Annotated in this window: 26 protein-coding genes; 4 read left to right on the top strand and 22 right to left on the bottom strand. The window is 36.0% G+C overall.

What is annotated here, in order from left to right; all coding sequences use genetic code 11:
* Positions 1–271 precede the first annotated feature (271 nt).
* The 15 genes from AC4BBX_RS13955 to secG all read right to left on the bottom strand — a co-directional run bounded on the left by AC4BBX_RS13955 (position 272) and on the right by secG (position 13,051).
* The gene (locus AC4BBX_RS13955) at positions 272–448 is read right to left on the bottom strand and encodes a DNA-directed RNA polymerase subunit beta (RefSeq protein WP_490454409.1); all 177 of its coding nucleotides are present in this window, start codon (positions 446–448) and stop codon (positions 272–274) included.
* A gap of 16 nt (positions 449–464) precedes the next feature.
* The gene (gene murA / locus AC4BBX_RS13950) at positions 465–1,763 is read right to left on the bottom strand and encodes a UDP-N-acetylglucosamine 1-carboxyvinyltransferase (protein WP_490454408.1); all 1,299 of its coding nucleotides are present in this window, start codon (positions 1,761–1,763) and stop codon (positions 465–467) included.
* Between the two features lie 90 nt (positions 1,764–1,853).
* On the bottom strand, positions 1,854–2,087 hold the full coding sequence (locus AC4BBX_RS13945) for a DUF1146 family protein (RefSeq protein ID WP_490454407.1): 234 nt from the start codon (positions 2,085–2,087) through the stop codon (positions 1,854–1,856).
* A 202-nt stretch (positions 2,088–2,289) separates the two neighbouring features.
* Positions 2,290–2,712, bottom strand: coding sequence for a F0F1 ATP synthase subunit epsilon (locus AC4BBX_RS13940; protein ID WP_490454406.1), 423 nt, complete (start codon positions 2,710–2,712; stop codon positions 2,290–2,292).
* A 13-nt stretch (positions 2,713–2,725) separates the two neighbouring features.
* Positions 2,726–4,132 carry a F0F1 ATP synthase subunit beta gene (atpD, locus tag AC4BBX_RS13935; protein WP_490454405.1) on the bottom strand — a complete coding sequence of 469 codons (1,407 nt, stop codon included), beginning with the start codon at positions 4,130–4,132 and terminating at the stop codon, positions 2,726–2,728.
* Between the two features lie 26 nt (positions 4,133–4,158).
* Positions 4,159–5,061, bottom strand: a complete 903-nt coding sequence (locus tag AC4BBX_RS13930) for a F0F1 ATP synthase subunit gamma (RefSeq protein WP_490454404.1) — start codon at positions 5,059–5,061, stop codon at positions 4,159–4,161.
* 13 nt (positions 5,062–5,074) lie between these two features.
* Positions 5,075–6,637, bottom strand: a complete 1,563-nt coding sequence (atpA, locus tag AC4BBX_RS13925) for a F0F1 ATP synthase subunit alpha (RefSeq protein WP_490454403.1) — start codon at positions 6,635–6,637, stop codon at positions 5,075–5,077.
* 25 nt (positions 6,638–6,662) lie between these two features.
* A complete protein-coding gene (atpH, locus tag AC4BBX_RS13920) occupies positions 6,663–7,205 on the bottom strand; it encodes an ATP synthase F1 subunit delta (RefSeq protein ID WP_490454402.1) in 543 nt (180 codons plus the stop codon).
* On the bottom strand, positions 7,195–7,722 hold the full coding sequence (atpF, locus tag AC4BBX_RS13915) for a F0F1 ATP synthase subunit B (RefSeq protein WP_490454401.1): 528 nt from the start codon (positions 7,720–7,722) through the stop codon (positions 7,195–7,197). Before atpF ends, atpH begins: the two co-directional genes overlap by 11 nt.
* A gap of 98 nt (positions 7,723–7,820) precedes the next feature.
* Positions 7,821–8,030 carry a F0F1 ATP synthase subunit C gene (gene atpE, locus AC4BBX_RS13910; RefSeq protein WP_490454400.1) on the bottom strand — a complete coding sequence of 70 codons (210 nt, stop codon included), beginning with the start codon at positions 8,028–8,030 and terminating at the stop codon, positions 7,821–7,823.
* Between the two features lie 27 nt (positions 8,031–8,057).
* Positions 8,058–8,777 (bottom strand): F0F1 ATP synthase subunit A, encoded by a 720-nt coding sequence (atpB, locus tag AC4BBX_RS13905; RefSeq protein ID WP_490454399.1) that lies wholly within the window; start codon positions 8,775–8,777, stop codon positions 8,058–8,060.
* Between the two features lie 296 nt (positions 8,778–9,073).
* Positions 9,074–9,532, bottom strand: coding sequence for an SsrA-binding protein SmpB (gene smpB / locus AC4BBX_RS13900; RefSeq protein WP_490454398.1), 459 nt, complete (start codon positions 9,530–9,532; stop codon positions 9,074–9,076).
* 23 nt (positions 9,533–9,555) lie between these two features.
* Positions 9,556–11,895, bottom strand: a complete 2,340-nt coding sequence (rnr, locus tag AC4BBX_RS13895) for a ribonuclease R (RefSeq protein ID WP_490454397.1) — start codon at positions 11,893–11,895, stop codon at positions 9,556–9,558.
* Between the two features lie 73 nt (positions 11,896–11,968).
* A complete protein-coding gene (locus AC4BBX_RS13890; protein ID WP_490455826.1) occupies positions 11,969–12,715 on the bottom strand; it encodes an alpha/beta hydrolase in 747 nt (248 codons plus the stop codon).
* A gap of 96 nt (positions 12,716–12,811) precedes the next feature.
* Positions 12,812–13,051 (bottom strand): preprotein translocase subunit SecG, encoded by a 240-nt coding sequence (gene secG, locus AC4BBX_RS13885; RefSeq protein WP_490454396.1) that lies wholly within the window; start codon positions 13,049–13,051, stop codon positions 12,812–12,814.
* A 420-nt stretch (positions 13,052–13,471) separates the two neighbouring features.
* Here secG and AC4BBX_RS13880 point away from each other — a divergent pair, with 420 nt between their 5' ends.
* The 4 genes from AC4BBX_RS13880 to AC4BBX_RS13865 all read left to right on the top strand — a co-directional run bounded on the left by AC4BBX_RS13880 (position 13,472) and on the right by AC4BBX_RS13865 (position 16,417).
* Entirely contained in the window at positions 13,472–14,014 is a 543-nt protein-coding gene (locus AC4BBX_RS13880; protein ID WP_490454395.1) for a transposase, read from the top strand.
* The gene (locus tag AC4BBX_RS13875; RefSeq protein ID WP_490454394.1) at positions 13,980–14,882 is read left to right on the top strand and encodes a transposase; all 903 of its coding nucleotides are present in this window, start codon (positions 13,980–13,982) and stop codon (positions 14,880–14,882) included. Before AC4BBX_RS13880 ends, AC4BBX_RS13875 begins: the two co-directional genes overlap by 35 nt.
* Positions 14,883–15,432: 550 nt before the next feature.
* Positions 15,433–15,861 carry a MerR family transcriptional regulator gene (locus AC4BBX_RS13870; protein WP_490454393.1) on the top strand — a complete coding sequence of 143 codons (429 nt, stop codon included), beginning with the start codon at positions 15,433–15,435 and terminating at the stop codon, positions 15,859–15,861.
* Between the two features lies 1 nt (position 15,862).
* Positions 15,863–16,417, top strand: a complete 555-nt coding sequence (locus tag AC4BBX_RS13865) for an NAD(P)H-dependent oxidoreductase (protein ID WP_490454392.1) — start codon at positions 15,863–15,865, stop codon at positions 16,415–16,417.
* A gap of 262 nt (positions 16,418–16,679) precedes the next feature.
* Here the strand turns inward: AC4BBX_RS13865 and AC4BBX_RS13860 are convergent, their stop codons facing one another.
* The 7 genes from AC4BBX_RS13860 to gap all read right to left on the bottom strand — a co-directional run bounded on the left by AC4BBX_RS13860 (position 16,680) and on the right by gap (position 23,919).
* Positions 16,680–17,036 (bottom strand): MerR family transcriptional regulator, encoded by a 357-nt coding sequence (locus tag AC4BBX_RS13860; protein WP_490454391.1) that lies wholly within the window; start codon positions 17,034–17,036, stop codon positions 16,680–16,682.
* A gap of 116 nt (positions 17,037–17,152) precedes the next feature.
* A protein-coding gene (locus AC4BBX_RS13855; RefSeq protein WP_490454306.1) for an IS3 family transposase occupies positions 17,153–18,315 on the bottom strand; the annotation gives its coding sequence in 2 pieces (ribosomal slippage) (positions 17,153–18,039 and positions 18,039–18,315; 1,164 coding nt in all).
* Positions 18,316–18,381: 66 nt separating this feature from the next.
* Complete coding sequence (locus AC4BBX_RS13850) at positions 18,382–19,260, bottom strand: tyrosine-type recombinase/integrase (protein ID WP_490454390.1); 879 nt, start codon at positions 19,258–19,260, stop codon at positions 18,382–18,384.
* A 139-nt stretch (positions 19,261–19,399) separates the two neighbouring features.
* Positions 19,400–20,701 (bottom strand): surface-displayed alpha-enolase, encoded by a 1,302-nt coding sequence (eno, locus tag AC4BBX_RS13845; RefSeq protein WP_490454389.1) that lies wholly within the window; start codon positions 20,699–20,701, stop codon positions 19,400–19,402.
* Positions 20,702–20,810: 109 nt separating this feature from the next.
* Positions 20,811–21,566 carry a triose-phosphate isomerase gene (tpiA, locus tag AC4BBX_RS13840; protein ID WP_490454388.1) on the bottom strand — a complete coding sequence of 252 codons (756 nt, stop codon included), beginning with the start codon at positions 21,564–21,566 and terminating at the stop codon, positions 20,811–20,813.
* A gap of 65 nt (positions 21,567–21,631) precedes the next feature.
* On the bottom strand, positions 21,632–22,822 hold the full coding sequence (locus tag AC4BBX_RS13835) for a phosphoglycerate kinase (protein ID WP_490454387.1): 1,191 nt from the start codon (positions 22,820–22,822) through the stop codon (positions 21,632–21,634).
* A gap of 95 nt (positions 22,823–22,917) precedes the next feature.
* Complete coding sequence (gene gap / locus AC4BBX_RS13830; protein WP_490454386.1) at positions 22,918–23,919, bottom strand: type I glyceraldehyde-3-phosphate dehydrogenase; 1,002 nt, start codon at positions 23,917–23,919, stop codon at positions 22,918–22,920.
* Positions 23,920–23,934: the final 15 nt, after the last annotated feature.

Raw genomic sequence — 23,934 nt, 5'->3', positions numbered from 1 at the left:
CCAATTTTTTCGATTTTTGTTAGATAAAACCTGTTTATTACAGAAAAATGACAAAAAAGACAAGCGAAATAATGCTATTTATAGAGAAAAAAGAAAATTTCCATTTAATTTATCAAAAAAAAAGAGCAGGGTTAGATAATTAAACGATTCATTAAACACTGAAAATCTAATTACAATACGTATTTTTTGAATACAGGAAATAATTTCACTACCAATTTCTTTAAGTAATGATATTAAAAAAGCGACCATACATTGTATAGTCGCTTCATCTCTATCTAAAAAAATCAAAAATATGAGCCCAAAGCTCGCTATTAAATACATCCATTGGAGACCCATCACCAATAACACCATAACCAACCATTAATCCAACTAAAAATAATATAATGGCTAGAATAATTACTAAAAAAATCTTAGATACTGTTGTTAAAATATAGCGACTGGTTTGCATCAAAATTTCTCCTTTTCTAGGAATGTACTAGTTGAGTTGTCGCTACTTCATCAGTGCCACTTACTCGTTCAACATTAGCTCCTAAAGCTTGTAGTTTTTCATGGAATTTATAATAACCACGATCCAAATATTTTAAATTTCGGACGCGTGTACGACCTGTTGCAGTTAAGCCAGCTAAAATTAATGCTGCTGCTGCACGTAAGTCAGTTGCATAGACTAATGCACCTTGTAATTTATGTCCGCCCTCAATAATAGCTAAATTTCCATCAATTTTGACATGGGCGTTCATTCGACGCATTTCTTCTAAATGTTGGAAACGATTTTCAAAGACTGTCTCTGTGACAATACTATTTCCTTTAGCAACTGCTTGAATAGCTGTCATTTGTGCTTGCATGTCTGTTGGGAAGCCTGGATGAGGCATTGTTTTGATATCAGTAGGTTTCAAAGCCTCAGGACCAATAATTCGAATACCGTTTTCTTCTTCAATAATTTGAGTGCCCATTTCTTTTAATTTAGATAAAAGTGGACGATTATGTTCCGAAATAGCATCTTGTATTAAAACATTGCCTTGAGTCATAGCAGCAGCAACCATAAAAGTTCCGGCTTCAATTCGATCTTGAACAATCGAATGATTCACTGCATGTAAAGAATCGACTCCTTCAATACGCATGGTTTCAGTACCTGCTCCATAAATTTTAGCACCCATTTTATTTAAAATATTAGCTAAATCAACAATTTCTGGTTCACGAGCTACATTATCAATCGTTGTTGTACCTTTGGCTTTAACAGCTGCCATCATGATATTTTGAGTAGCTCCGACACTTGGAAAGTCTAAATAAATATGACTACCTTTTAATTGGTCGGCAATTGCTTCGATATAGCCATCTTTTTGAATAATAGTTGCTCCTAAAGCTTGGAATCCTTTTAAGTGTAAGTCAATTGGTCTTTTCCCGATAGCACACCCTCCTGGCATTGCTACCTTAGCATGACCATTACGTGCCAATAATGGACCCATAACTACGATTGACGCACGCATCTTACTAACATATTCATAAGGTGCTTCAATTTCTAATTGTCTTGAAGCATCAATTGTAACCTGATTGTTTTCTTTATCAAAATCAACGTCAACATTTAGATGACGAATGACTTGGTTCATTGTAAATACATCCGATAAAATCGGGACATTGCGTAGAGTTGTAACTCCATCTTCTGCTAGTAAACTAGCTGCTAAAATTGGTAAAACCGCATTTTTTGCCCCTTCAATTATGACATTTCCTTTTAACTGATTACCACCTTGAACGATAATCTCTTCCATCTTGTTCCCTCCAAATAGAACGCTATGTGACAATTTAAATCAAATCCTTATAATTATAGCATATTCATTTTATTTTATATAGTAGGCTTATTAGAAACCTACTTGAAACAGATTCCTTCCAAGTACAATTAATTCTAAAAAGAACGTACTTGCTGTATAACCAATAGCAATGGCTACCAGCATTAGAATCAAGCGAATTTGAGTCGTATGAAGGGATTTAAACAATTGGTCTATTCTTAGTGCACCTAAGCCGGTAAAGGCTATATAAATAAACACAAAGTGACTAACGATTCGAATCACTGCGTCAAAACCATAAACTTGCATTAAAAAATCTCCTTCTTAAACAAAAAATTCAATAAACAAATGATACCACAATTTAGGAAAATAAAAAAATAATCTCATTTCAAAACAATTTTTTAAGTGTTTTTTTAAAGTCTTTTTAATAAGATTTTTAGAATTGACTTTTTTTGGTAATAGAAAAAGGAGTAATGACATATTATTGTCATTACTCCTTTAAACTTTTTTATTAAAAATGTTTCGAGACATTGATTCGATTAAGCGCACGATGCAAAGCAACGGTAGCTCGACGTAATTCATCAATGTCATCTCGTTCTTTTGCTTCTTCAATCAAGCGTTCTGCTCTTAATTTAGCTCTTTCTGCACGAGGAAGGTCAATTTCACGTTCTCGCTCTGCACTATCGGCAATAACGGTCACAACGTTATCACGAACTTCCATTACTCCACCGTTAATGGCAATCCAATCCACGTGAGTATCTGAATCCACTCGTTTAACTTTTAATTCATCAATATCCAAAGGCACAATGATCGGCGCATGGTTAGGCAAAACGCCTAGTTCCCCACCAGAGGTTTTCACCACGATAATTGTTGCATGGTGATTATAAATAATTCCACTTGGTGTGACAATATTGATTGTTAAATATTGTTCCATGAGGCACCTCTTTCTAGTAACCTAGTTTTTTCGCTTTTTCTTCCACTTCTTCAATCTTACCAACACTTCTAAATGCTTCCTCAGGTAAATGGTCGTATTGTCCATCTAGAATAGCTTGGAAGCCTTTAATGGTTTCAGCTACAGGCACATAAGAACCTGGTTGACCAGTGAACTGTTCCGCCACATGGAAGTTTTGTGATAAGAAAAATTGAATACGACGAGCACGGGAAACGAGTATCTTTTCATCATCAGATAATTCGTCCATTCCCAAAATAGCGATAATATCTTGTAATTCACGATATCGTTGCAGTGTTCGTTGTACTTCAGTAGCCACTTGATAATGCTCTTCGCCAACAATTTCAGGTGCCAATGCACTTGAAGAAGAAGCTAGCGGATCTACTGCTGGATAAATTCCTTGTTCGGTTAATTTACGTTCCAAGTTAGTTGTCGCATCCAAATGGGCAAACGCAGTCGCTGGGGCTGGGTCAGTATAGTCATCTGCTGGAACATAAATAGCTTGAATCGATGTAATAGAACCTTTTTTCGTTGAAGTAATTCGTTCTTGTAATTGACCCATTTCAGTTGCCAAAGTTGGTTGATATCCCACGGCTGAAGGCATACGACCTAGTAAGGCGGAAACTTCTGAACCCGCTTGAGTAAAACGGAAAATATTGTCAATAAACAACAATACATCTTGTCCTTCAACATCACGAAAATATTCTGCAATTGTCAAACCGGTTAAGGCTACACGCATTCTGGCACCTGGTGGTTCATTCATTTGACCAAAGACCATGGCTGTTTTTTCAATAACACCTGAATCTTTCATCTCATGATACAAATCGTTACCTTCACGTGTCCGTTCACCAACACCTGTAAATACTGAAATTCCACCATGCTCTTGAGCAATATTATGAATTAACTCTTGGATTAACACTGTTTTTCCGACTCCAGCGCCTCCAAACAAGCCAACTTTCCCACCTTTTAAGTAAGGAGCCAATAAATCAATGACTTTAATTCCAGTTTCTAAAATTTCAGTACTCGTGCTTAATTCATCAAAAGCAGGTGCTTTTTTGTGAATACCACTTCTTTGGGCATCTGTTGGAAAAGGTACTCCCAAATCAATGGTATCTCCCAAAACATTAAAGACTCTTCCTAGTGTTTCTTTTCCAACTGGTACAGAAATAGATGCTCCTGTATCAATAACTTCCATTCCTCGTTGTAGGCCATCAGTAGATTCCATTGCAATCGTACGAACCACACCGTCTCCAAGCTCCAAAGCTGTTTCCAGAATGACTTTAGTTTTTTCTTCATTCTTTTTATAAACAATTAAGGCATTATTAATATCTGGTAAGGATTGGTCCAAAGAAAATTCCACATCAACAACGGGACCGATGACTTGAACAATCTTGCCTGAACTCATTTGTTTTCCTCCATTCACTCACGAAATTATTCCAGAGCTGCTGCTCCCCCGACAATTTCAGTAATTTCTTGGGTAATAGCTCCTTGACGTGCTCGATTATATGAGATGGTTAAATCATCAATAATATTCAAAGCATTATCAGTCGCTGTTTTCATTGCGGTCATTCCAGCTGCGTGTTCAGCTGTCTTCGCATCGACAATGGCTCCATAAATCAAACTTTCCGCATATTGTGGCAATAGTTGATTTAAAATCACTTCTTTAGACGGTTCAAAAATATATTCTTGTTCATAAACTGTTGCCTCTTCCGGATCTAACGTCGAAATTGGTAACATTTTTTCTACACGAAATTGACTCGTTAATGAATTGATATGATGGTTGTAACATACATACAATTCATCAAATACTTCATGTTGGTACATTGAAGTTGTCAAATTAACAATTTTTCGTACTTCCTCAAATCCAGGTTGATCAGATAGATTACGTAGTTCATACGCTAGATTTATTCCTCTAGCTTTGAAAAAGTCGGCTCCAGTACCACCAATCGCAATCATGACATATTCCTCTTTTGACTGATGATCTCGCTCTAACATACCCATCATTTGTTTCAAAATAGAACTATTATAACCGCCCACTAAACCACCGTCAGATGTAATGACAACATAACCGGTTTTTTTGACAGGTCGGGCGATTAACATACTATTAAAATCCAATTCATCAGGATTTTCAGATTGTTGAATTTTCGTCAGCTGGCTTTTAGTTATATGAGTAACTAACTCACGTACTTTTTCTGCATATATCTGAAATTGATTAGAATGTGCTTCAGATCTAGTTAATTTTGACGCAGAGACCATCTGCATGGCTTTAGTAATATGACTGGTCTTCTTTGTAGAATTGATTCGTTGTTTTATTTCGTTTAGAGAAGCCCCCATTTTCTTTCACCTCTTATGCTTGGTCCATTTTGGCTAGATGTTCTTTGATAAAATCATGATTACGCTTATTCTTTTCTGCCATATACAATTCACGGAATTCTGAAATTGCCGCATTTAATGCCTCTTCTTCTGGTAAATCTTTCGTTTCACGAATTGTTTCAAATAAATTATTGTAGTTTGCTTCCAAGTAATGGAATAATTCTTCTTCAAATTCTAAAATACTATTAACTGGAACAGAATCAATATATCCTCTAGTTAATGCATATAAAATGACTACTTGTTTTTCCACTGATAACGGTGCATGAAGTTTTTGTTTCAAGATTTCGACTGTACGACGTCCACGATTTAATTTTGCTTGAGTCGCTGCATCTAAATCAGAACCAAATTGTGTAAAGGCTTCTAGTTCTCGATAACTAGCCAAGTCTAAACGTAGCGTTCCTGCTACTTTTTTCATAGCTTTAATTTGGGCAGAACCACCTACACGAGACACGGATAAACCTGCTGCTACTGCTGGACGTACCCCAGAATAAAACAAGTCATTCTCCAAGAAGATTTGTCCATCTGTAATCGAAATGACATTGGTTGGAATATAAGCAGAGATATCTCCTGCTTGCGTTTCAACGAATGGCAAAGCCGTCATGGAACCACCGCCTAGTTCATCACTTAATTTTGCTGCACGTTCCAACAAGCGTGAATGTAAGTAGAATACATCCCCTGGGTAAGCTTCACGACCTGGTGGACGACGTAAAAGTAAAGACAATTCACGATAAGCTACTGCTTGTTTTGAAAGGTCATCAAAAACAATTAATACGTGTTTGCCATTATACATAAATTCTTCACCCATAGCTGTTCCTGCATAAGGAGCAATGTATAGCAACGGTGCTGGTTGAGAAGCGCCAGCTGCTACAACTATGGTATAATCTAATGCGCCATAATGGCGTAATGTTTCAACTTGAGAACGTACGGTGGAATCTTTTTGACCAATTGCTACATAAATACAAATGACATCTTGTCCTTTTTGATTAATAATCGTATCAATTGCAATTGATGTTTTCCCTGTTTTACGGTCTCCAATGACCAATTCACGTTGACCACGGCCAATAGGAACTAATGCATCAATGGCTTTCAAACCCGTTTGCATAGGTTCTGAAACAGACTTACGTTGCATAACACCTGGTGCTTCAGTTTCTACTGGACGGAACTTATCTGTGAGAATCGGGCCTAAACCATCAATAGGTTGTCCCAATGGATCGACGACACGTCCAATTAATGCCTCTCCTACAGGAACTTCCATAATCCGTCCTGTGCGTTTTACACGATCTCCCTCACGAATGGTTTCAAAATCACCTAAAATAATAATTCCCACATCATTTGATTCTAAATTCTGTGCCATACCAAAAGAACCATTTGAAAATTCAAGCAGTTCTCCACTCATCGCATTTTCCAATCCATGGGCACGAGCGATACCGTCACCAATATAGGTTACAGTACCCACTTCTTCTACAGAGAGTTTGCTTTGATAATTTTTAATTTGTTCTTTAATCAAAGCACTAATTTCTTCTGCTTTAATGGCCATTTGATTTCACCTCTTAGTATTTATCTTATTTACGCAATTCTTTACGTAAATAGTCTAGACGAGTCTTAACACTTCCATCAATAATCGTATGATTTGCTTCAACAACCAAACCACCAATAATTTCAGGATCGACTTTTTCTGTTAATTCTGCCACTTGATAGCCTAGTTCCTCAGCTAATTTTTTTGACAAACGTGCTTTTTGTTCCACTGTCAATGGAACCGCAGTTGTTACTGTGCCGGAAATAATTCCTTGCTGCTCATTATAACGAAGATTGAACTCCTCAATAATCAAAGGAATATCATACATTCGATTGTATTGATAAATCACTTCTAACGAATCATGAACTAAGCCCTCAAAACCTTTTAAAAGACTTTCCATAATTTCACGCTTTTCATTTAATTCTAAGCGATCATCGCTCAACATATCTCCTAAATCTGGAATTTCTTCAAAAATTTGAGCTAATCTGTGCAATTCTTGATAAACGTCATCAGCTTGATTTGATTCGACCGCCAATTCAAATAACGCCTTGCCATAACGTTTAGCTACTGTAAATTTATCAAGCTTCATTATCTTGTCCTATATTATCAAGACATTGATCAATCAATGTTTGATGATTTTCCAGAGAAAGTTCTTGTACCAATATTTTTTCTGCAATTTGAAGAGACAAATCTGCGACCTCATCTTTAATTGAAAGCATGGCAGTTTGTTTTTCTAATGCAATGGCAGTTTGAGCTTTTTCTTTCATTTGAGAAGCTTCTTCTTTTGCATCAGTCATGATTGCTTGGCGGCTAACTTCTCCACTATCTTTTGCTTGCTTAATAATTTCTGCTGCTTCTGAGCGAGAATTATTCAACTGTACTTTTCTTTGATCTTCAAGCTTCACTGCCTCAATACGAGAACGTTCAGCTGAATCTAAGTCATTGGCAATTGTTTCTTCCCGTTTTTTCAGAATGGCTGAAATAGAGTCCCAAGCAAATCTCTTAATCAGGATAAGTAATAGAACAAATGAGCCCGTAACAACAAGAATATTGCTAATCATTGTATTTTGAACTTCTGCCATTGACAGAACAAATTGATTTAGCATTTGCTGCAACTCCTTTTTTTATTTTTCATGTCTATAAACAAGTTACTATTCACAGAAAAAAGCAGAAGAATCAATACTTCTGCTTTATTTGAGACTTACTATAAAACTAGAAGTAATGCGATAACAATACCCAAGATAGGCACAGCTTCAATAAAGGCCATCCCTAAGATCATTGTTGAACGTAATTGTTTAGCCATTTCTGGTTGTCTAGCCATTGATTCCAAAGCTTGTTTTACTACCAAAGAGTTCCCGTAAGCTGCTGCTAATGCTGAGCCGAAAATTGCGATACCTGCTGCGATAAATTGCATGATTTTTTCCTCCTAAAATAAATACTATTATTCTTCTAATTCTATTTTGTGACTTAAGAATACCATGGTTAATGTTACAAATACATACGCTTGAATTCCACCAATAAATAATGAGAATCCAGTCCAAACCATTTCTAGTGGAATAGCTAACGGTAATGCTATCCAACCTAGATTATTTACCATCGAAACGATCAATCCTAAAAGAACCTCACCTGCAAAAATGTTCCCATATAGACGTAAACCTAAGCTAATTACGTTCGTAAATTCTTCTAAAATCTTTATTGGAAATATAATGCCAACTGGTGATAAAAATGAATTTTTAAAATATGATTTAAACCCTAATTCCTTTACCCCAAAATAATGGGTTAATGCAATGACCATCATTGCTAAACTCAATGTCACGAATGGGTCTGCTGTTGGACTTTTCCAAAGACTGATTTCGTCCTTAGTAACAATTTTTGTCACAAGTCCTATTTCATTGGAAACTAAAACAAATAAAAACAAGGTAAAACCCAATAAACTATAATTATTAATTTGCTCCTTCGGCAATTGATCAGAAATAATTCCTCGAACAAAATCAATTACATACTCAATCGCGTTTTGTTTGCCACTAGGTTTCAATGTTAATTTGCGAGTACAAATAAAAACTACTGCAAAAACTATGATGCATGTGAGCAAGGTCATGAGAATAACTGTCCCGTCGAACCAAATCGGTCCTATTTTAAACAATAGTGAACGTTCTTCCAAAATTTCTCACCTCTTTTCCTATAAGCTGAAAACTACGAAATCAGTACTGATATTTTTTCATAGTTTTAGTAACAATCGGTATCATACCACCATGTAAAGAAAACTTCAAAACATTTTCAGTAAATTACAGCAAATAGTCCATTGAAAAAAGTAATCGAAAACAAAAACAATCTAAGATTTCGTAATACTAACAAAAAAACTATGATAACTCTATTATATAGAGCCTTTTGTATTAAGTTTTTTATTTCTATTTAATACAAAAGGCTCGATGAATTCATTAAAAACAAGAAAGAAGATTAGAAACTTTTCATTACTCGTTGCAATTGACGATCTTGATCTTTTCTTTTCAGTGTTTCTCGCTTGTCATAATCTCTTTTTCCTTTTGCCAACCCAATTAATACTTTGGCATAACCATCCTTAATATATACCTTAAGAGGGACAATTGTCATTCCAGTATTCTTTGTTTCCCCCATCAGTTTAGCAATTTGTTTTTTATGCAAAAGTAATTTTCTGGTTCTCACTGGATCATGATTAAAAATATTACCTTGTTCGTAAGGACTGATATGAACATTATAAAGGAAAGCTTCCCCATTACGAATTCGAACAAATCCGTCTTTTAAATTGATTCGACTGTTGCGAATTGATTTAATCTCTGTTCCTTGTAAAACAATGCCTGCTTCAATCGTATCAATAATCGTATAGTCATGTGTTGCTTTTCTATTTTGTGCAATCAGTTTTCCTTCACCTTTTGGCATACAGTTACCTCCACTTACTTCTTCTATTGGTTCTTTTTGCCTTTCTTTTTAGGCACACTTTTATAGAAAGGCGCTTTTTTTCCTTTTTTCTTTTTATTCTTGGTTCCTTTATTTTTCTCAGGGACTTCTTCTCTGCTTACATTTTTTTGTGGTTTTCTACGGCGTTTTTGACGATTTTTGTCTACTGAAAGAGGTTGAACTTCTTCTGCTTTCACTAACTCAAAGTCAATTTCTCTAGTCTCAGGATCTGCTTTCACTACACGAATACGCACTTTTTGACCAATTTTAAAGGTCGTTCCTGTTCTTTCCCCAACTAAAGCCAAATGACTTTCTAAATAATGAAAATAATCTTGTTTTAATTCATTAATATGAATTAAACCTTCAATCGTATTTGGTAATTCAACAAAAATACCAAATTTAACAACTGAACTAATCATTCCATCAAATTCTTCATCAATATGATCCGCCATAAATTCGGCTTTTTTCAACGCATCTACTTCACGTTCTGCTTCTACTGCTCGACGTTCCATTTGCGAACTATGCACAGCAATATCAGGTAATTTTTCCGCCCAGATCGCTTGATTCTCATCAGAAGTATTTTGACTGTAAGAACGAATCAAACGGTGAACAATCAAGTCTGGATAACGACGAATTGGTGAAGTAAAGTGTGTATAATATTCTGCAGCTAAACCATAATGCCCATAGTTTTCTTCAGAATATTTTGCTTGTTGCATACTTCTCAACAACATCGTATTAATTACCATAGATTCCGGTTTATCTGCCACGTCTTCAACGATAGCTTGTAAATCTTTTGGTGAAATACTTCCTTTGGTTTGTTTGACAACAATACCTAAAGCTGAAGCAAAATCAAAGAACCGACGCAATTTTTCTTCTTTAGGATCTTCATGAATTCGGTAAATGAACGGGAATTTTCTCGTATTAAAGTGTTCTGCTACTGTTTCATTTGCCGCTAGCATAAAGGACTCAATCAAACGTTCACCCACACCTCGTGATCGTAAAATAATATCCAAGGGATGTCCCTCTGAATCAACTAAAACCTTGGCTTCATTATCTTCAAAAGAGACCGCTCCACGACGCACTCTTTTCGCTTCTAGAACATGATGTAATTCACCCATCAATTCAAACATTGGAACTAATTTTTTATAACGAGCAATCACTTCGGCATCCTGCTCTTCTAAAATGGAGTTGACTGTCGTATAGGTCATTCTTTCGGTTGTTTGAATAATACTTTGGAAAATATCATGAGATATAATCGTTCCTTTTGAGTCAATTTCCATCTCACAACTCATTGCCAAACGGGGCACTTGGGGATTCAACGAACAAATACCATTTGATAAACGTTGAGGCAACATCGGAATTACTCGGTCAGTTAAATAAACACTCGTGCCACGTTCAAATGCTTCTTTGTCTAATTGACTGTCTTCCGTTACATAATAAGAAACATCCGCAATGTGAACCCCTAAGAAATAATTTCCATTCTCTAACTTACGTACGGTTACCGCATCATCCAAGTCTTTTGCATCTTCTCCATCAATCGTTACAATCATTTGATCACGTAAATCACGTCTGTCAGGAAAATCTGTTGCATTGATTTCATCCGGTACTGCATTTGCTTCATTCAATACTTCATCAGGAAACTTAGTAGGAATACCATTGGCAACCACGATCGATAAAATATCCATTCCTGGATCGTTTTTATGACCGATTACTTGTTTTACCATTCCCTCTAAACTGCTGGCATAACCTTTTTCAGGGTAGTGAGTAATTTCAACAATGACAATACTACCATCAACCGGACGAACACCTTCGGCAGCAATAAATACTTCTAACTCTTCTAATTTTTTATCTTTGGGTTTAACTACTCCATATAAATCCGTTTCTCGAATATCTTCTTCTGAGAACAAAGTAAACTCACCAACAATTTGATTGGCTTGTCTTTGTCTCACTTCAACAATTCGACCTTCCGCGCCTTTATCTGTAAAAGGATCGGAAGGTTTTACTATATCAATTGCGACAATATCGCCGTCCATTGCATAACCCGTCGCTTCTTTCGGGATAAAAACATCGTCTTCTTCTGGATCAATAGTCACAAAACCAAAGCCACGACTATTGGCACGAAATGTTCCTTCTACAACAATATCTTGCTCTGGAAGTTTAATCTTTCCTTTTTTATTAAAGATCACTAGTTTTTCTCTTTCCATCATCGCAATCGTTTGAACTAAGGCTTTAAAATCTTCACTTTTTTGTAAAGCTAAATTTTCAGCTAATTCTTCCATCGAAAAGCTTTTTTTGCGACTTTGTTCCATAAAGAGTAAAACTTTCGTCTTAATGGTTTCTTTCATATTATTAATTCCTCGTTTTATTCATATTATTGTGGTAAATATATCAGCTAGTTTATCTATCTCAAATGCTTGATTAGTTACTCCAAGGCAAGTTGTTTAGAAAAGCTAATACGTCTTGTTCAAATTCTTTTCTTTCTTGATCTACTGTAATGACATGTCCACTCTTAGGGTACCACTGTAAAGTTGTTTTTGTATGATCTAATGCTTGTGCTGTTTGATAGACAGTCAATGGATCAATCATTTTATCTTCACCCGCCTGAGCTAAGAAAACCGGTATTTGAATTCTCTTTAATTGTTGGCTGACTGAACTTGCAAAGGACTCAATTGCTGCTAACTGTTTCACGGAGTCTGTTTCAATGACAGCTAACATATTTTTTTGTTCTTCTTCCGTAAAGTTTGAGTAACCTAAGACCGTTTCAGCATATCTTACAAAGTTTTCTGGTACTTTATTTTCTGCTTTAAAAATTGGAGAACAAAAAGCGCCTCCTCCGATAATCGCTGAATCATCTAAAGTCAAAGCCCCCATCGCCATAATTCCACCCATGGACAAACCCAAAACAGCAATTTCTTGATAGCCTTTTGTTTTCAAAGATTGAATTGCCTCTTTAGTATTTAAAAACCAAGTATCGACATCTTCTTTTAAAATGTCTTGGGGATTTAATGTTCCATGTCCTGCAAACATAGGAGAATAGACAGTATAGCCTGCATTTTCAAGTTGACGAAATAGCATACGTACATCATTTGGACTGCCAGAATAAGCATGGAGTAATAATACCGCTCTTGATCCATGTTCTCCAAATAATGGTTTTGGCAAACTCATTTTTCTTTTCACTTCACAACACCTCTTTAAAATCTATTTTACCATATTTGCAATAAAAAAAGAGTTTGAGAAGTAGTCCTCTCAAACCCATTTTCATTATCTTGTGGATGATAGTAAAACTAGTAAAAACAGCAACACTACCCAAACCGCTCCTAAAATAGCTGTTAGTCTCTGCATAACTGCTTCGAAACCGCGTGCTTTTTGTTTACCAAAAAGTTGATCGGCACCACCAGTAAATGCGCTGGCTGCACTATTTTGTTTACTTGGCTGCATCATGATTGCAATAATTAAAATAACTGAAAGTACAATAACTGTTCCTAAAATAAAATTATACACACTCGGAACCTCCTACACTATTAATCGTCTTTTATACTTTAGCACATTTTGAAGGTGTTGACTAGTGGAAGAATTTTGATTTTTTGAGAATTCCAAAATTTCATTACTATTCATAGTCAAACAGAAAAATAAAAAAATTCGAATCCCTTTGTAATTAAAGAATTGATATTACAATAGACTGTGGCTATCACCCATGTGTTTTACGGTTTAGTAATGGGCATTGCTCCACTTTTCGTCAAAGATCTTCCTCTTACGATAAAAGGACTTAGCTTATTAGGCTTTGTGACAATGCTTCTCACTTATTACCATGTTTTGTTTCAATATCTGACATTAATCATTTTTATGGCTATCCCCCTATGTTAGGCTAGTTGTCATATAGGATAATAAGTTATAATAAAGACTATACGGAGGATGATTACCATGACAAATAAAAACAATGAACGTTACTCTACCGAACTGAAAGCGACAGCCATCAAGAAAATGATGCCACCCGAAAATAGGGGGATTCGCCAATTAAGTCAAACTTTGGGCATTCCAGAAGCGACTCTTTATTCTTGGCGTAAAAAAGCTAGAATTCAAGGGAATGCTACACCCGGAACGAAAAAGAATGTCGAAAAATGGTCAAGTGAAGATAAATTTTTAATTGTGATGGAATCATTCTCAATGAACCAAGTAGAACTTGCGGAATATTGCCGAAAGAAGGGCTTATTTAAAGAACAAATTGAGGCTTGGAAGAAAACGTGCTTATCTGCGAATGAACAGGAAGAAAATCGAACGAGAGAACTTGCAACTGAACTAAAAGAAGAGAAAAAACAAGCGCGTCAATTAGAGAAAGAATTACGTCATAAGGAAAAAGCATTAGCGGAAGCCGCTGCTCTCTTATTACTAAGAAAAAAGCACGCGCGATTTGGGGGGACCAAGAGGAAGAATGATTTCATCTTCAGATCGCAAACAAGCTGTTGAACTTATTCAAGAAGCCAATCGCAATTGGGCCCGTCTCACCTATGCCTGTAATGAGCTGAATATTAGCGTTCGAACCTACGAACGATGGACGCGTGAAGGTACGATAGCGCATGATCAACGCCCTTTGGCGAAACGTCCAGTACCCAAAAATAAACTGACGGATCAAGAACGCGAAAAAATAATAGAAACCGTTTCAAAAAAAGAATTTATGAATTTGCCACCTAGCCAAATTGTACCAAAACTTGCGGATTGCTCGATTTATATTGCATCAGAGTCTAGCTTCTATCGTGTATTGCGAGAAAAAAATATGCAACATCACCGTGGCCGAAGTCAAGTTTCACAGAAACGCATACCGCCAAGTCACCTTGCGACGAAGCCAAATGAAGTTTGGACTTGGGATATTACTTGGCTAAAAGGTCCAATAAAAGGACTCTTTTACCGGTTATATCTCATCATTGATTTATTTAGCCGTAAAATGGTAGGCTGGGAGATTTGGGAATCAGAAGAAGCTCGTCATGCCGAAAAACTTATTAAACAGACGGTGCTTAAGGAACGTATCCAAGGACAGCCGTTGGTTTTACACTCCGATAATGGCAGCCCTATGAAAGCCGCGACTTTTCAAGTCTTACTCGAAAAATTAGGAATTCAAAGTTCTTATTCAAGACCACGAGTGAGTAATGACAATCCTTATTCGGAAGCGGCTTTCCGAACGTTAAAATATCGACCAGAATATCCCAATAACGGCTTTAAAACAATAGATGATGGACGAAAGAGTTTGTCGATTGGTATAACGATTCTCATTTGCATAGTGGGATTCAATTTGTGTCTCCTGCAGCGTGTCATGAAGGACGAGATCTCGCTATTTTAGAGAAACGAAAGCAGGTTTACGAGGACGCTAAAAAGCGCCATCCTGAACGCTGGTCAAAAGGTGTTCGAAATTGGACTCCACATCAATCGGTGGCGTTGAATCCTTTAAAAGAAACAGAAAGTTAACAGGAGCATAATCTTTCAAGATTATCAAATAACCCTCGTCACCCAATAGGGGAAAAAGTTATTCTTCCCCTATTGGATGACGAGGCCAACCGACCATAGGGAGGCTCTGCTTTTTGATAGGTGGAAAATAAAAATACGACAACTATATTGACAAACACCGATAGCCCAAACTCTTTTCTATAAGCCACCCTTCAATGAAATAGACATACTATTCTATTCGATTTTTGAAAGCTGTCTATTTTTCTCACGTAGCTGAAAAAAGATTCTGTTACAGTATTATTCAAAAGAGTGGTCATAGTTTATGAAACAAGTTCTGTCATTTAATAAACAAATAGAATCGAAATGAAAATACCAATAGTTCATTTTAGTGTTGACATTGAACCAAGGTTCAATGTTATTCTCTAAATAGGAGGTGAACAATATTTATGAGTACAATAAAGGCAGTTGCTGACAAATTGAATATATCTGTCTCAACAATTAGATACTACGAAAAGAATGGACTCTTAGATATTCACAGAAAAGAAAATAATTATCGTGAATACAACTTAGATGATGAAAAGAAGTTAAAGCTAATTTTAGTCATGAAGTATTCTGGATTTTCAATCAAAGAAATAAAAGAGTTATTATCATTAAATGACGAAAAAGTTTTGGAAGACAACTGTATCAGAGAAACAAATCAAATAATTTCGATGAAAAAGAATGACATACTGATGAAAATTGAGAACTATAAGCGTGTTGTAGAACTGCTAGATATGATGAAACCCCTAGCTATAGCTAAGACAACAATAGAAAATGAGCTTGCACTTGAAAAGCAAGTTGATCTAATTTTAAAAAAAACAAATAAGGAGAAATAAGATGAAGACAACAATTATAATAGGGCATCCATACCCAAAGAGTTTTAACTATGCAATTTTGGAAAGAGTTAAGATGAAAACAAATGCTACTGTAATAAATTTAGTAACGGATAATTTTAATCCAGCTATGCTATCAAATGACCTTGCTGGATTTTCTAAAGGGCAATTCTCAGATCCTCTTGTAGGAAAATATCAGAAAATTTTATCAGATACGGAGAAACTCATCATAATAACACCAATTTGGTGGTATGGACTTCCTTCAATATATAAGGGATTTCTTGATAAGGTGATGCTAAAAGGATTCGCCTACAGAGAAGAAAATGGCCGTTTAATCGGTAAAATGAAAAACATTAAAGAGACAGTAATCATAACAACCGCTGAGGCACCTAAATGGTACATAAAATATTTTGCAGGCAACCCAATAAATGCTTTAAAAAGACGTGTATTTAAAGATATGGGATTAAAAAATGTAAAGTGGGTTCATCAAGGTAATATTACGAAAACTACTCAGAAAAATAGAAGTAATTTTCTTGAGTACGTCGAGAAGATTTTTTAGCTAAACGTTTCTCTATCTAATCTATAAGATAAAAAGCCAATAATTAGGAATTATATTCTCCTTTTATCGGCTTTTTGATTATTAAAAAACATTTCCATTTACATTATCGGAAAATACTTTCTTCTGTATAATTTAAATCTATTATAACTTCTCAATAATTTGTATAAAAACAATAGTTTAGAAACTTAATAACATACTATAAAAAACTATTTATCAACAATTATATACTTTAGTTAATTTATCCTTTTGGAAAATTCAATAACTAATTTTTACCACCTATCCTCTTTTGATAACCAATAATTTTATTTTCAACAAATTTAATGGTACTCTTCAATTCGGATTCTTGTATATATAGATTTTCCAAATGCTCCTTCAACACAATAATTCTTTTTGTTAGTGTGATATCCCCCTTCTCTTGAAGTAAAGCATATTCTTTTATGTTCTCTATTGTCATATCAGTTTGCTTCATCTTCATCAGTAATTGTACCCAACAAAAATCTTTTTCAGAATAATCACGATAATTATTACTGTCTCTTTGTGGATTTAATAGTCCTTCTTTTTCATAGTACCTCAATGTATCGATGCTTAAACCAGTAACTTTTGAAAATTGAAATGGCAACACTTATTTTGACAAATTTTATAAGGTGTATATAGAATTCTTGCACTTTGTTCCGTTTGCCCTTGACAACGAGCCTCCATGGTCATGAATTTCAACGGCAGAAGCTCAATTGGGAATTACGCTGCCTCGCTTTCGCTATCATGACCATGCTCATTGTCAAGGGTTTGCTGCGCCAATCTCTGATAACGGATATGAATGGGTGTCTCGTAGCCAAGTGTACCGTGCAAACGAAGATGATTCCACCAATGTACGTAATCAAATAATTCTAGTTCTAATTCTTTCAAAGTCTCAAATTTTTTTGAATAAACAAATTCGATTTTGACGGATTTATACGTAGATTCTGCTACGGCATTATCATAAGGACAGCCTTTTTTACTAAGTGAACGTGTGATACCAAATGCTTGTAAAATCATTTCAATTGTTTGATTATCAAATTCTTTCCCACGATCCGTATGAAAAAGTTCTACTTCTGTTAATGGATAAGATATACGGCTGAAAGCTTTTTTTACTAGAGCCGCAGATTTATGCTCGCCACAAGAATAACCAATGATTTCACGATTGAACAAGTCTAATATCAAACAAATATAGTGCCATTTCTTTCCAACTCGTACATAGGTTAAATCCGTTACGATTGCTTCTAATGGATTTTTATGTGAAAACTCACGATTCAATAGATTTTTAACTGGCGCTTCATTACAAGAAGTCCCATGATGCTTATAGTAGGCCATCGTATAAGTAGACTTCAACCCACGATTCTTCATGATTCTGCCGATTTTACGCCGACTAACACGAATCCCTTGATTTTCTAGGCTCTTTTTTATTTTACGCGTACCATAGACTTTGCGGTTTTGATAAAAGGTTTCGGTTACCGCCTCTTCAATTTCAGCTTCACTTTGTTTTTTCTTTGGTTGATAGTAATATGTTTGGCGAGAAATCCCTAGACATTGACACATCGCTGATATAGAGTATTTGTGCTTGTTGGCATCAATTACTTGTCGTTTCGTCCGAATATCAGCGCCGCTTGCTTTAAAATATCATTCTCCATTTCTAACTGTTGATTTCTTTTTCGTAAAGCAGCTAATTCTTTTTGTTCAGGGGTTAGGTTGTCTTTTTCTTTGAATGATCCTGTTGTATTGGCTTGTTTGACCCATTTATCAAAAGCTGAGGGGGTTAATTCATATTCCCGAACGATTTCTGCTCGCGGTTTCCCAGCATTGTACAAGTCTACCATTTGTTGTTTAAATTCTTTTGAATAGGTTCTTCTTTGACGTTTTGACATAATTTTTCCTCCAGGTGTTTTCTCTTATTGTACACACCTTATTTTTTCTGTCTAGTCCAGTGTAACCTATCCACTACTGATATAAATTTTCGTTGTATCTAGTTTGGAATGCCCCAACATCTTACTTATTGTAAAAAAATCTTGCCCCATCTGCAAATTCTTTACCGTCCAATAATGCCTTAATGTATGAGGACTACACCTAACAGTTGCCCTAACGCCTGCTCTCTTACCTGTTTCTTTCAATATCAATTCAATATTCGTCACCGTCTTAATTTTTCTTCCTGTTTTCCCTAAAAATAGCTGTTCATCTAATTTCCTTGTTTTGCCATGATAATTTCTAAGTATATAAAAATGACTATCTCGAATCCTTCTATATCGAGTAATAAAATAATTTAATTCAGATGAGATTGGCACTACTCGCCATTTACTCCCCTTTCCTAATATTCGGATATAGTTTTCAGCTAAATCTGTATCCTTTAAATTTAATAGTTCAGATACACGTATACCTGTATCTGCTAAAAGAGCAATAATACACTTATTTCTTGCTCCTAAATAGGTATCAAATTTCCACACATTCAGCATATCCTTTACTTCTTTATCATTGAATGTAGTTAATAATGGCTTTGTTTCCTTTAATAACCTTATCGTTTCCAGAGGACTAACTTTGACTACTTTCTCAGCTACTAAATAGTTCCAGAATGCTTTGTGAGTTTTTAAAATTGCATTTATATAACTACTTTTTAATTGGCAATCCAATAAAAAACTGATGAACAACTTATAATGAATTTTCGAAACATCTTCAATTAAAAGCGGTGAACCAATTTCTTTTCTGTAATAGTCTATAAATTTTCGATGATGTTGTTCATAAGACTCAATCGTTCTTTTTGAATAATTTTCTAATTTCAATTCTAACAAGTATTCCTTTACTAATCGTTCATAGTGCATAAAAAAATGCCCCTCTCATGTCATTAGTTGACATAAGAAAGGCACTTAGCAATAATACTAGAACATAAAAGTAGAAACACTTTTTACACTAATTTTATCATCTCTGAAAAATCGGTATAGTTACTTTTACATTACCAGATTATTTATTTTTTAAGTTGTAGAAAGCTTGCAAGCCTTTGTAAACAGCTACTTCACCTAATTGGTCTTCGATACGTAGTAATTGGTTGTATTTTGCAATACGGTCAGTACGTGATAGAGAACCAGTTTTGATTTGGCCAGCATTAGTTGCAACAGAGATGTCAGCAATTGTTGAATCTTCTGTTTCACCAGAACGGTGAGATACAACGGCAGTGTAGCCAGCTTCTTTAGCCATTTCAATAGCTTCAAAAGTTTCAGTTAATGTACCGATTTGGTTAACTTTGATTAGGATTGAGTTACCAATTCCGCCATCAATACCTTTAGCCAAGATTTCAGTGTTTGTTACGAACAAGTCGTCACCAACTAATTGAACTTTATCGCCTAAGCGTTCAGTCAATAGTTTCCATCCATCCCAGTCATTTTCATCCATACCGTCTTCGATAGTGATGATTGGGTATTTGTTAACTAATTCTTCTAGGTAATCTACTTGTTCAGCAGCAGTGCGTTTCGCTCCGCCTTCACCTTCAAATTTAGCGTAGTTGTAAACACCATCTTCGTAGAATTCTGAAGAAGCACAGTCAAATCCTAGGTATACATCTTTACCTGGCTCTAAACCAGCAGCTTTAATTGCTTCTAAAATTGTTTCAACACCGTCTTCAGTGCCTTCAAATTTGGGAGCAAAACCACCTTCGTCACCTACAGCTGTTTCTAAACCACGAGATTTCAAGATTTTTGCTAAAGCGTGGAATACTTCTGCACCCCAACGTAAAGCTTCTTTAAATGTTGGCGCACCAACAGGTAAAATCATGAACTCTTGGAATGCGATAGGAGCATCAGAGTGAGAACCACCATTTATGATGTTCATCATTGGAGTTGGTAAAACTTTTGTGTTGAATCCGCCTAGATAGTGGTATAAAGGTACTTCTAGGTAATCAGCAGCAGCACGTGCTACAGCGATAGAAACACCAAGGATAGCGTTCGCACCTAATTTACCTTTGTTAGGAGTGCCATCTAAATCGATCATAGCTTTATCGATAGCCATTTGATCACGAACATCGTAACCAATGATAGCTTCAGCGATTACGTTATTTACGTTATCAACTGCTTTAGATACCCCTTTACCTAAGTAACGATCTTTGTCGCCATCACGTAATTCAACCGCTTCATGTTCACCAGTTGAAGCTCCTGAAGGAACCATACCGCGACCGAACGCACCTGATTCTGTATAAACTTCTACTTCGATTGTTGGGTTACCACGTGAGTCTAGGACTTCGCGAGCGTAAACATCAGTAATAATTGACATGTTTTGTCTCTCCTTTGAGTTTGTTTTATCGTCAGGGATATCCCTTTTGATAGTTCTATTTTAATGAATTTTTACGAATACTGCAAATAAAACTTAAAATTGTTCAGAATTATTTTACAGCATCTAATAATGCTAAGAATGAATCTGTTTGTAAGCTTGCGCCACCTACTAAAGCTCCATCAACATTTTCTTTAGCCATGTATTCAGCAATGTTTTCTGGTTTAACAGAACCACCGTATTGAATACGAACTTCTGATGCTACTTCACTACCGTAAAGTTTTGCAACAGTTTGTCGTACAACGCCACAAATTTCATCTGCAATTGTTGCATCTGCAGATTTACCAGTACCAATAGCCCAGATTGGTTCATAAGCAATAACTAAGCTGCTTACTTGTGCGTCTGTTAAATCAGCTAAACCAGCTGTAATTTGTCCTTCGATCCATTCAGCTGTTTTGCCAGCTTCATAAGTTTCTAAAGACTCGCCACAGCAAAGGATTGGTGTTAAACCATTTGCAAAAATTGCTTTTGCTTTTTTGTTAATATCTTCATCAGTTTCATGGAAGTATTCACGACGTTCTGAGTGACCAATGATCACATAATCTACACCAAGATCTGCCAATGCAGCAGGTGAAGTTTCACCAGTGAACGCTCCTGAGTTTTCCCAATAGCAGTTTTGAGCAGAGATTTTTAAGTCAGTTCCTTTAGCAGCGTCTACTAATGTTTCCAAAAATAAAGCTGGTGAACCAATAACTGAATCTACTGTGTCATTGCTAGGGATATTGTTTTTTACAGCTTCAGCAAAAGCTTTTGCTTCTGATGCTGTTAAATTCATTTTCCAGTTACCTGCAATAATAGGTTTACGCATGAATTTGACACTCCTTTATTCATTTTGATTCATTGATAGTTTTCTATCAATGAATCATTTTTTAATTATTTGTCGTTGATTGCCGCTAGACCTGGTAATTCTTTACCTTCTAGCAATTCCAAACTAGCGCCACCACCAGTTGAAATGTGAGTGAATTTGTCTGCAAAACCTAATTGTTCAGCAGCTGCAGCAGAATCTCCACCACCGATAATTGTTGTTGCGCCTTCTAAGTTAGCAATCGCTTCACAAACACCGATTGTACCATTTGCAAAGTTAGACATTTCGAATACGCCCATAGGACCATTCCAAACAACTGTTTTTGCATCTTTTAAGATATCTGAAAATAATTCAACAGATTTAGGACCAATATCTAAGCCCATTTGATCTTCAGGTACTGGACCTTCATGCACTTCAGTTGGTACTTCATTAGAAAATTCAGCTGATGTAACTGAATCAACTGGTAATACTAACTTATCGCCAGCTTTTTCAATTAATTCTTTTGCTAATTCTACTTTGTCCGCTTCAACTAAAGATTTACCAATTTCAATTCCTTTGGCACGGTAGAAAGTATAAGTCATTCCACCACCGATAAGAATTTTATCTGCTTTAGGGATTAGGTTTTCGATTACACCAATTTTATCAGAAACTTTTGCGCCACCTAAAATTGCCACCATTGGACGTTTAGGTTCTTCAACTGCTTCACCGATAAATTTGATTTCTTTTTCCATTAAGAATCCAGCAACTGTTGGAATTCCTGTAGATGCAATTCCTACGTTAGAAGCATGAGCACGGTGCGCTGTACCAAATGCATCATTTACGAATACATCGCCTAATGAAGCCCAGTATTTACCTAAATCAGCGTCGTTTTTGCTTTCTTTTTTACCATCTACATCTTCAAAACGAGTGTTCTCAAAAACAACTACTTCGCCGTCTTTTAAATCGTTGATAGCAGCTTCTAAAGCTTCACCACGAGTTTCAGGGACGAATGTTACTTCTTTACCTAGTAATTCGCCTAAACGTTCTGCAACAGGTGCTAAAGATTTACCAGCTTTGTCTTCTTCTGCTTTTACACGTCCTAAGTGAGAAAATAGAATTGCTTTTCCACCTTGGTCTAATACATAGTTGATTGTTGGTAAAGCTGCTTTGATACGTGTGTCATCGGTAATCACGCCATCTTTCAATGGAACGTTGAAATCCACACGAACAAGAACTTTTTTACCTTTTAAATCAAGATCTTGAACAGTCATTTTAGCCATTAAAATTGCCTCCTAATATCGTCTTTCTCTTAAAAAAAGCGGAGAAGCGCGTCGCTTCCCCGCTTTGATACTGCCAATTCAGATAGTGAACTATCTTATAAATTAGCGAAGTATTCTAAAGTACGAACTAATTGTGCAGTGTATGACATTTCATTGTCATACCATGAAACAGTTTTAACTAATTGTTTGTCGCCAACTGTCATTACACGAGTTTGAGTTGCATCAAATAATGAACCGTAAGTAATACCTACGATATCAGAAGATACGATTTCGTCTTCAGTGTAACCATAAGATTCGTTAGCTGCTTTAGCCATTACTGCATTGATTTCATCAACAGTAACTTGTTTGTCTAAAACAGTTACTAATTCAGTTAATGAACCAGTTGCGATAGGAACACGTTGAGCAGCTCCATCTAATTTACCGTTCAATTCTGGAATTACTAAACCAATAGCTTTAGCAGCACCAGTTGAGTTAGGAACGATGTTTGCAGCAGCCGCACGAGCACGACGGAAATCACCTTTAGGGTGTGGTCCATCAAGAGTCATTTGGTCACCAGTGTATGCGTGGATAGTTGTCATTAAACCTTCAACAACGCCGAAGTTATCGTTTAACGCTTTAGCCATTGGAGCTAAGCAGTTAGTAGTACATGAAGCACCTGAGATAACTGTTTCTTCGCCTGTTAAGATTTCATGGTTTGTGTTGTAAACGATTGTTGGAACATCATCTCCACCAGGAGCTGAGATAACAACACGTTTAGCACCAGCAGTTAAGTGTTTTTCTGCAGCAGCTTTTGAAGTAAAGAAACCAGTACATTCTAGAACGATGTCTACGCCTAATTCGCCCCATGGTAATTCTTCAGGGTTGCGGTTAGCTAATACTTTAACCTCTTTACCATTAACATCAAAAGAACCTTCGTGAACTTCAACAGTACCGTTGAAACGTCCTTGAGTTGTATCATATTTTAACAAGTGTGCTAACATTTTAGCATCTGTTAAGTCGTTGATAGCAACCACTTCGATTCCTTCTACATCTTGGATACGACGGAATGCTAAGCGTCCGATACGTCCAAATCCATTAATACCTACTTTAACTGTCATTTAAGATTTCCTCCT

This window comes from Enterococcus sp. AMC1157, from assembly GCF_058216555.1.
This window is presented reverse-complemented; position numbering and strand designations above follow the sequence as displayed.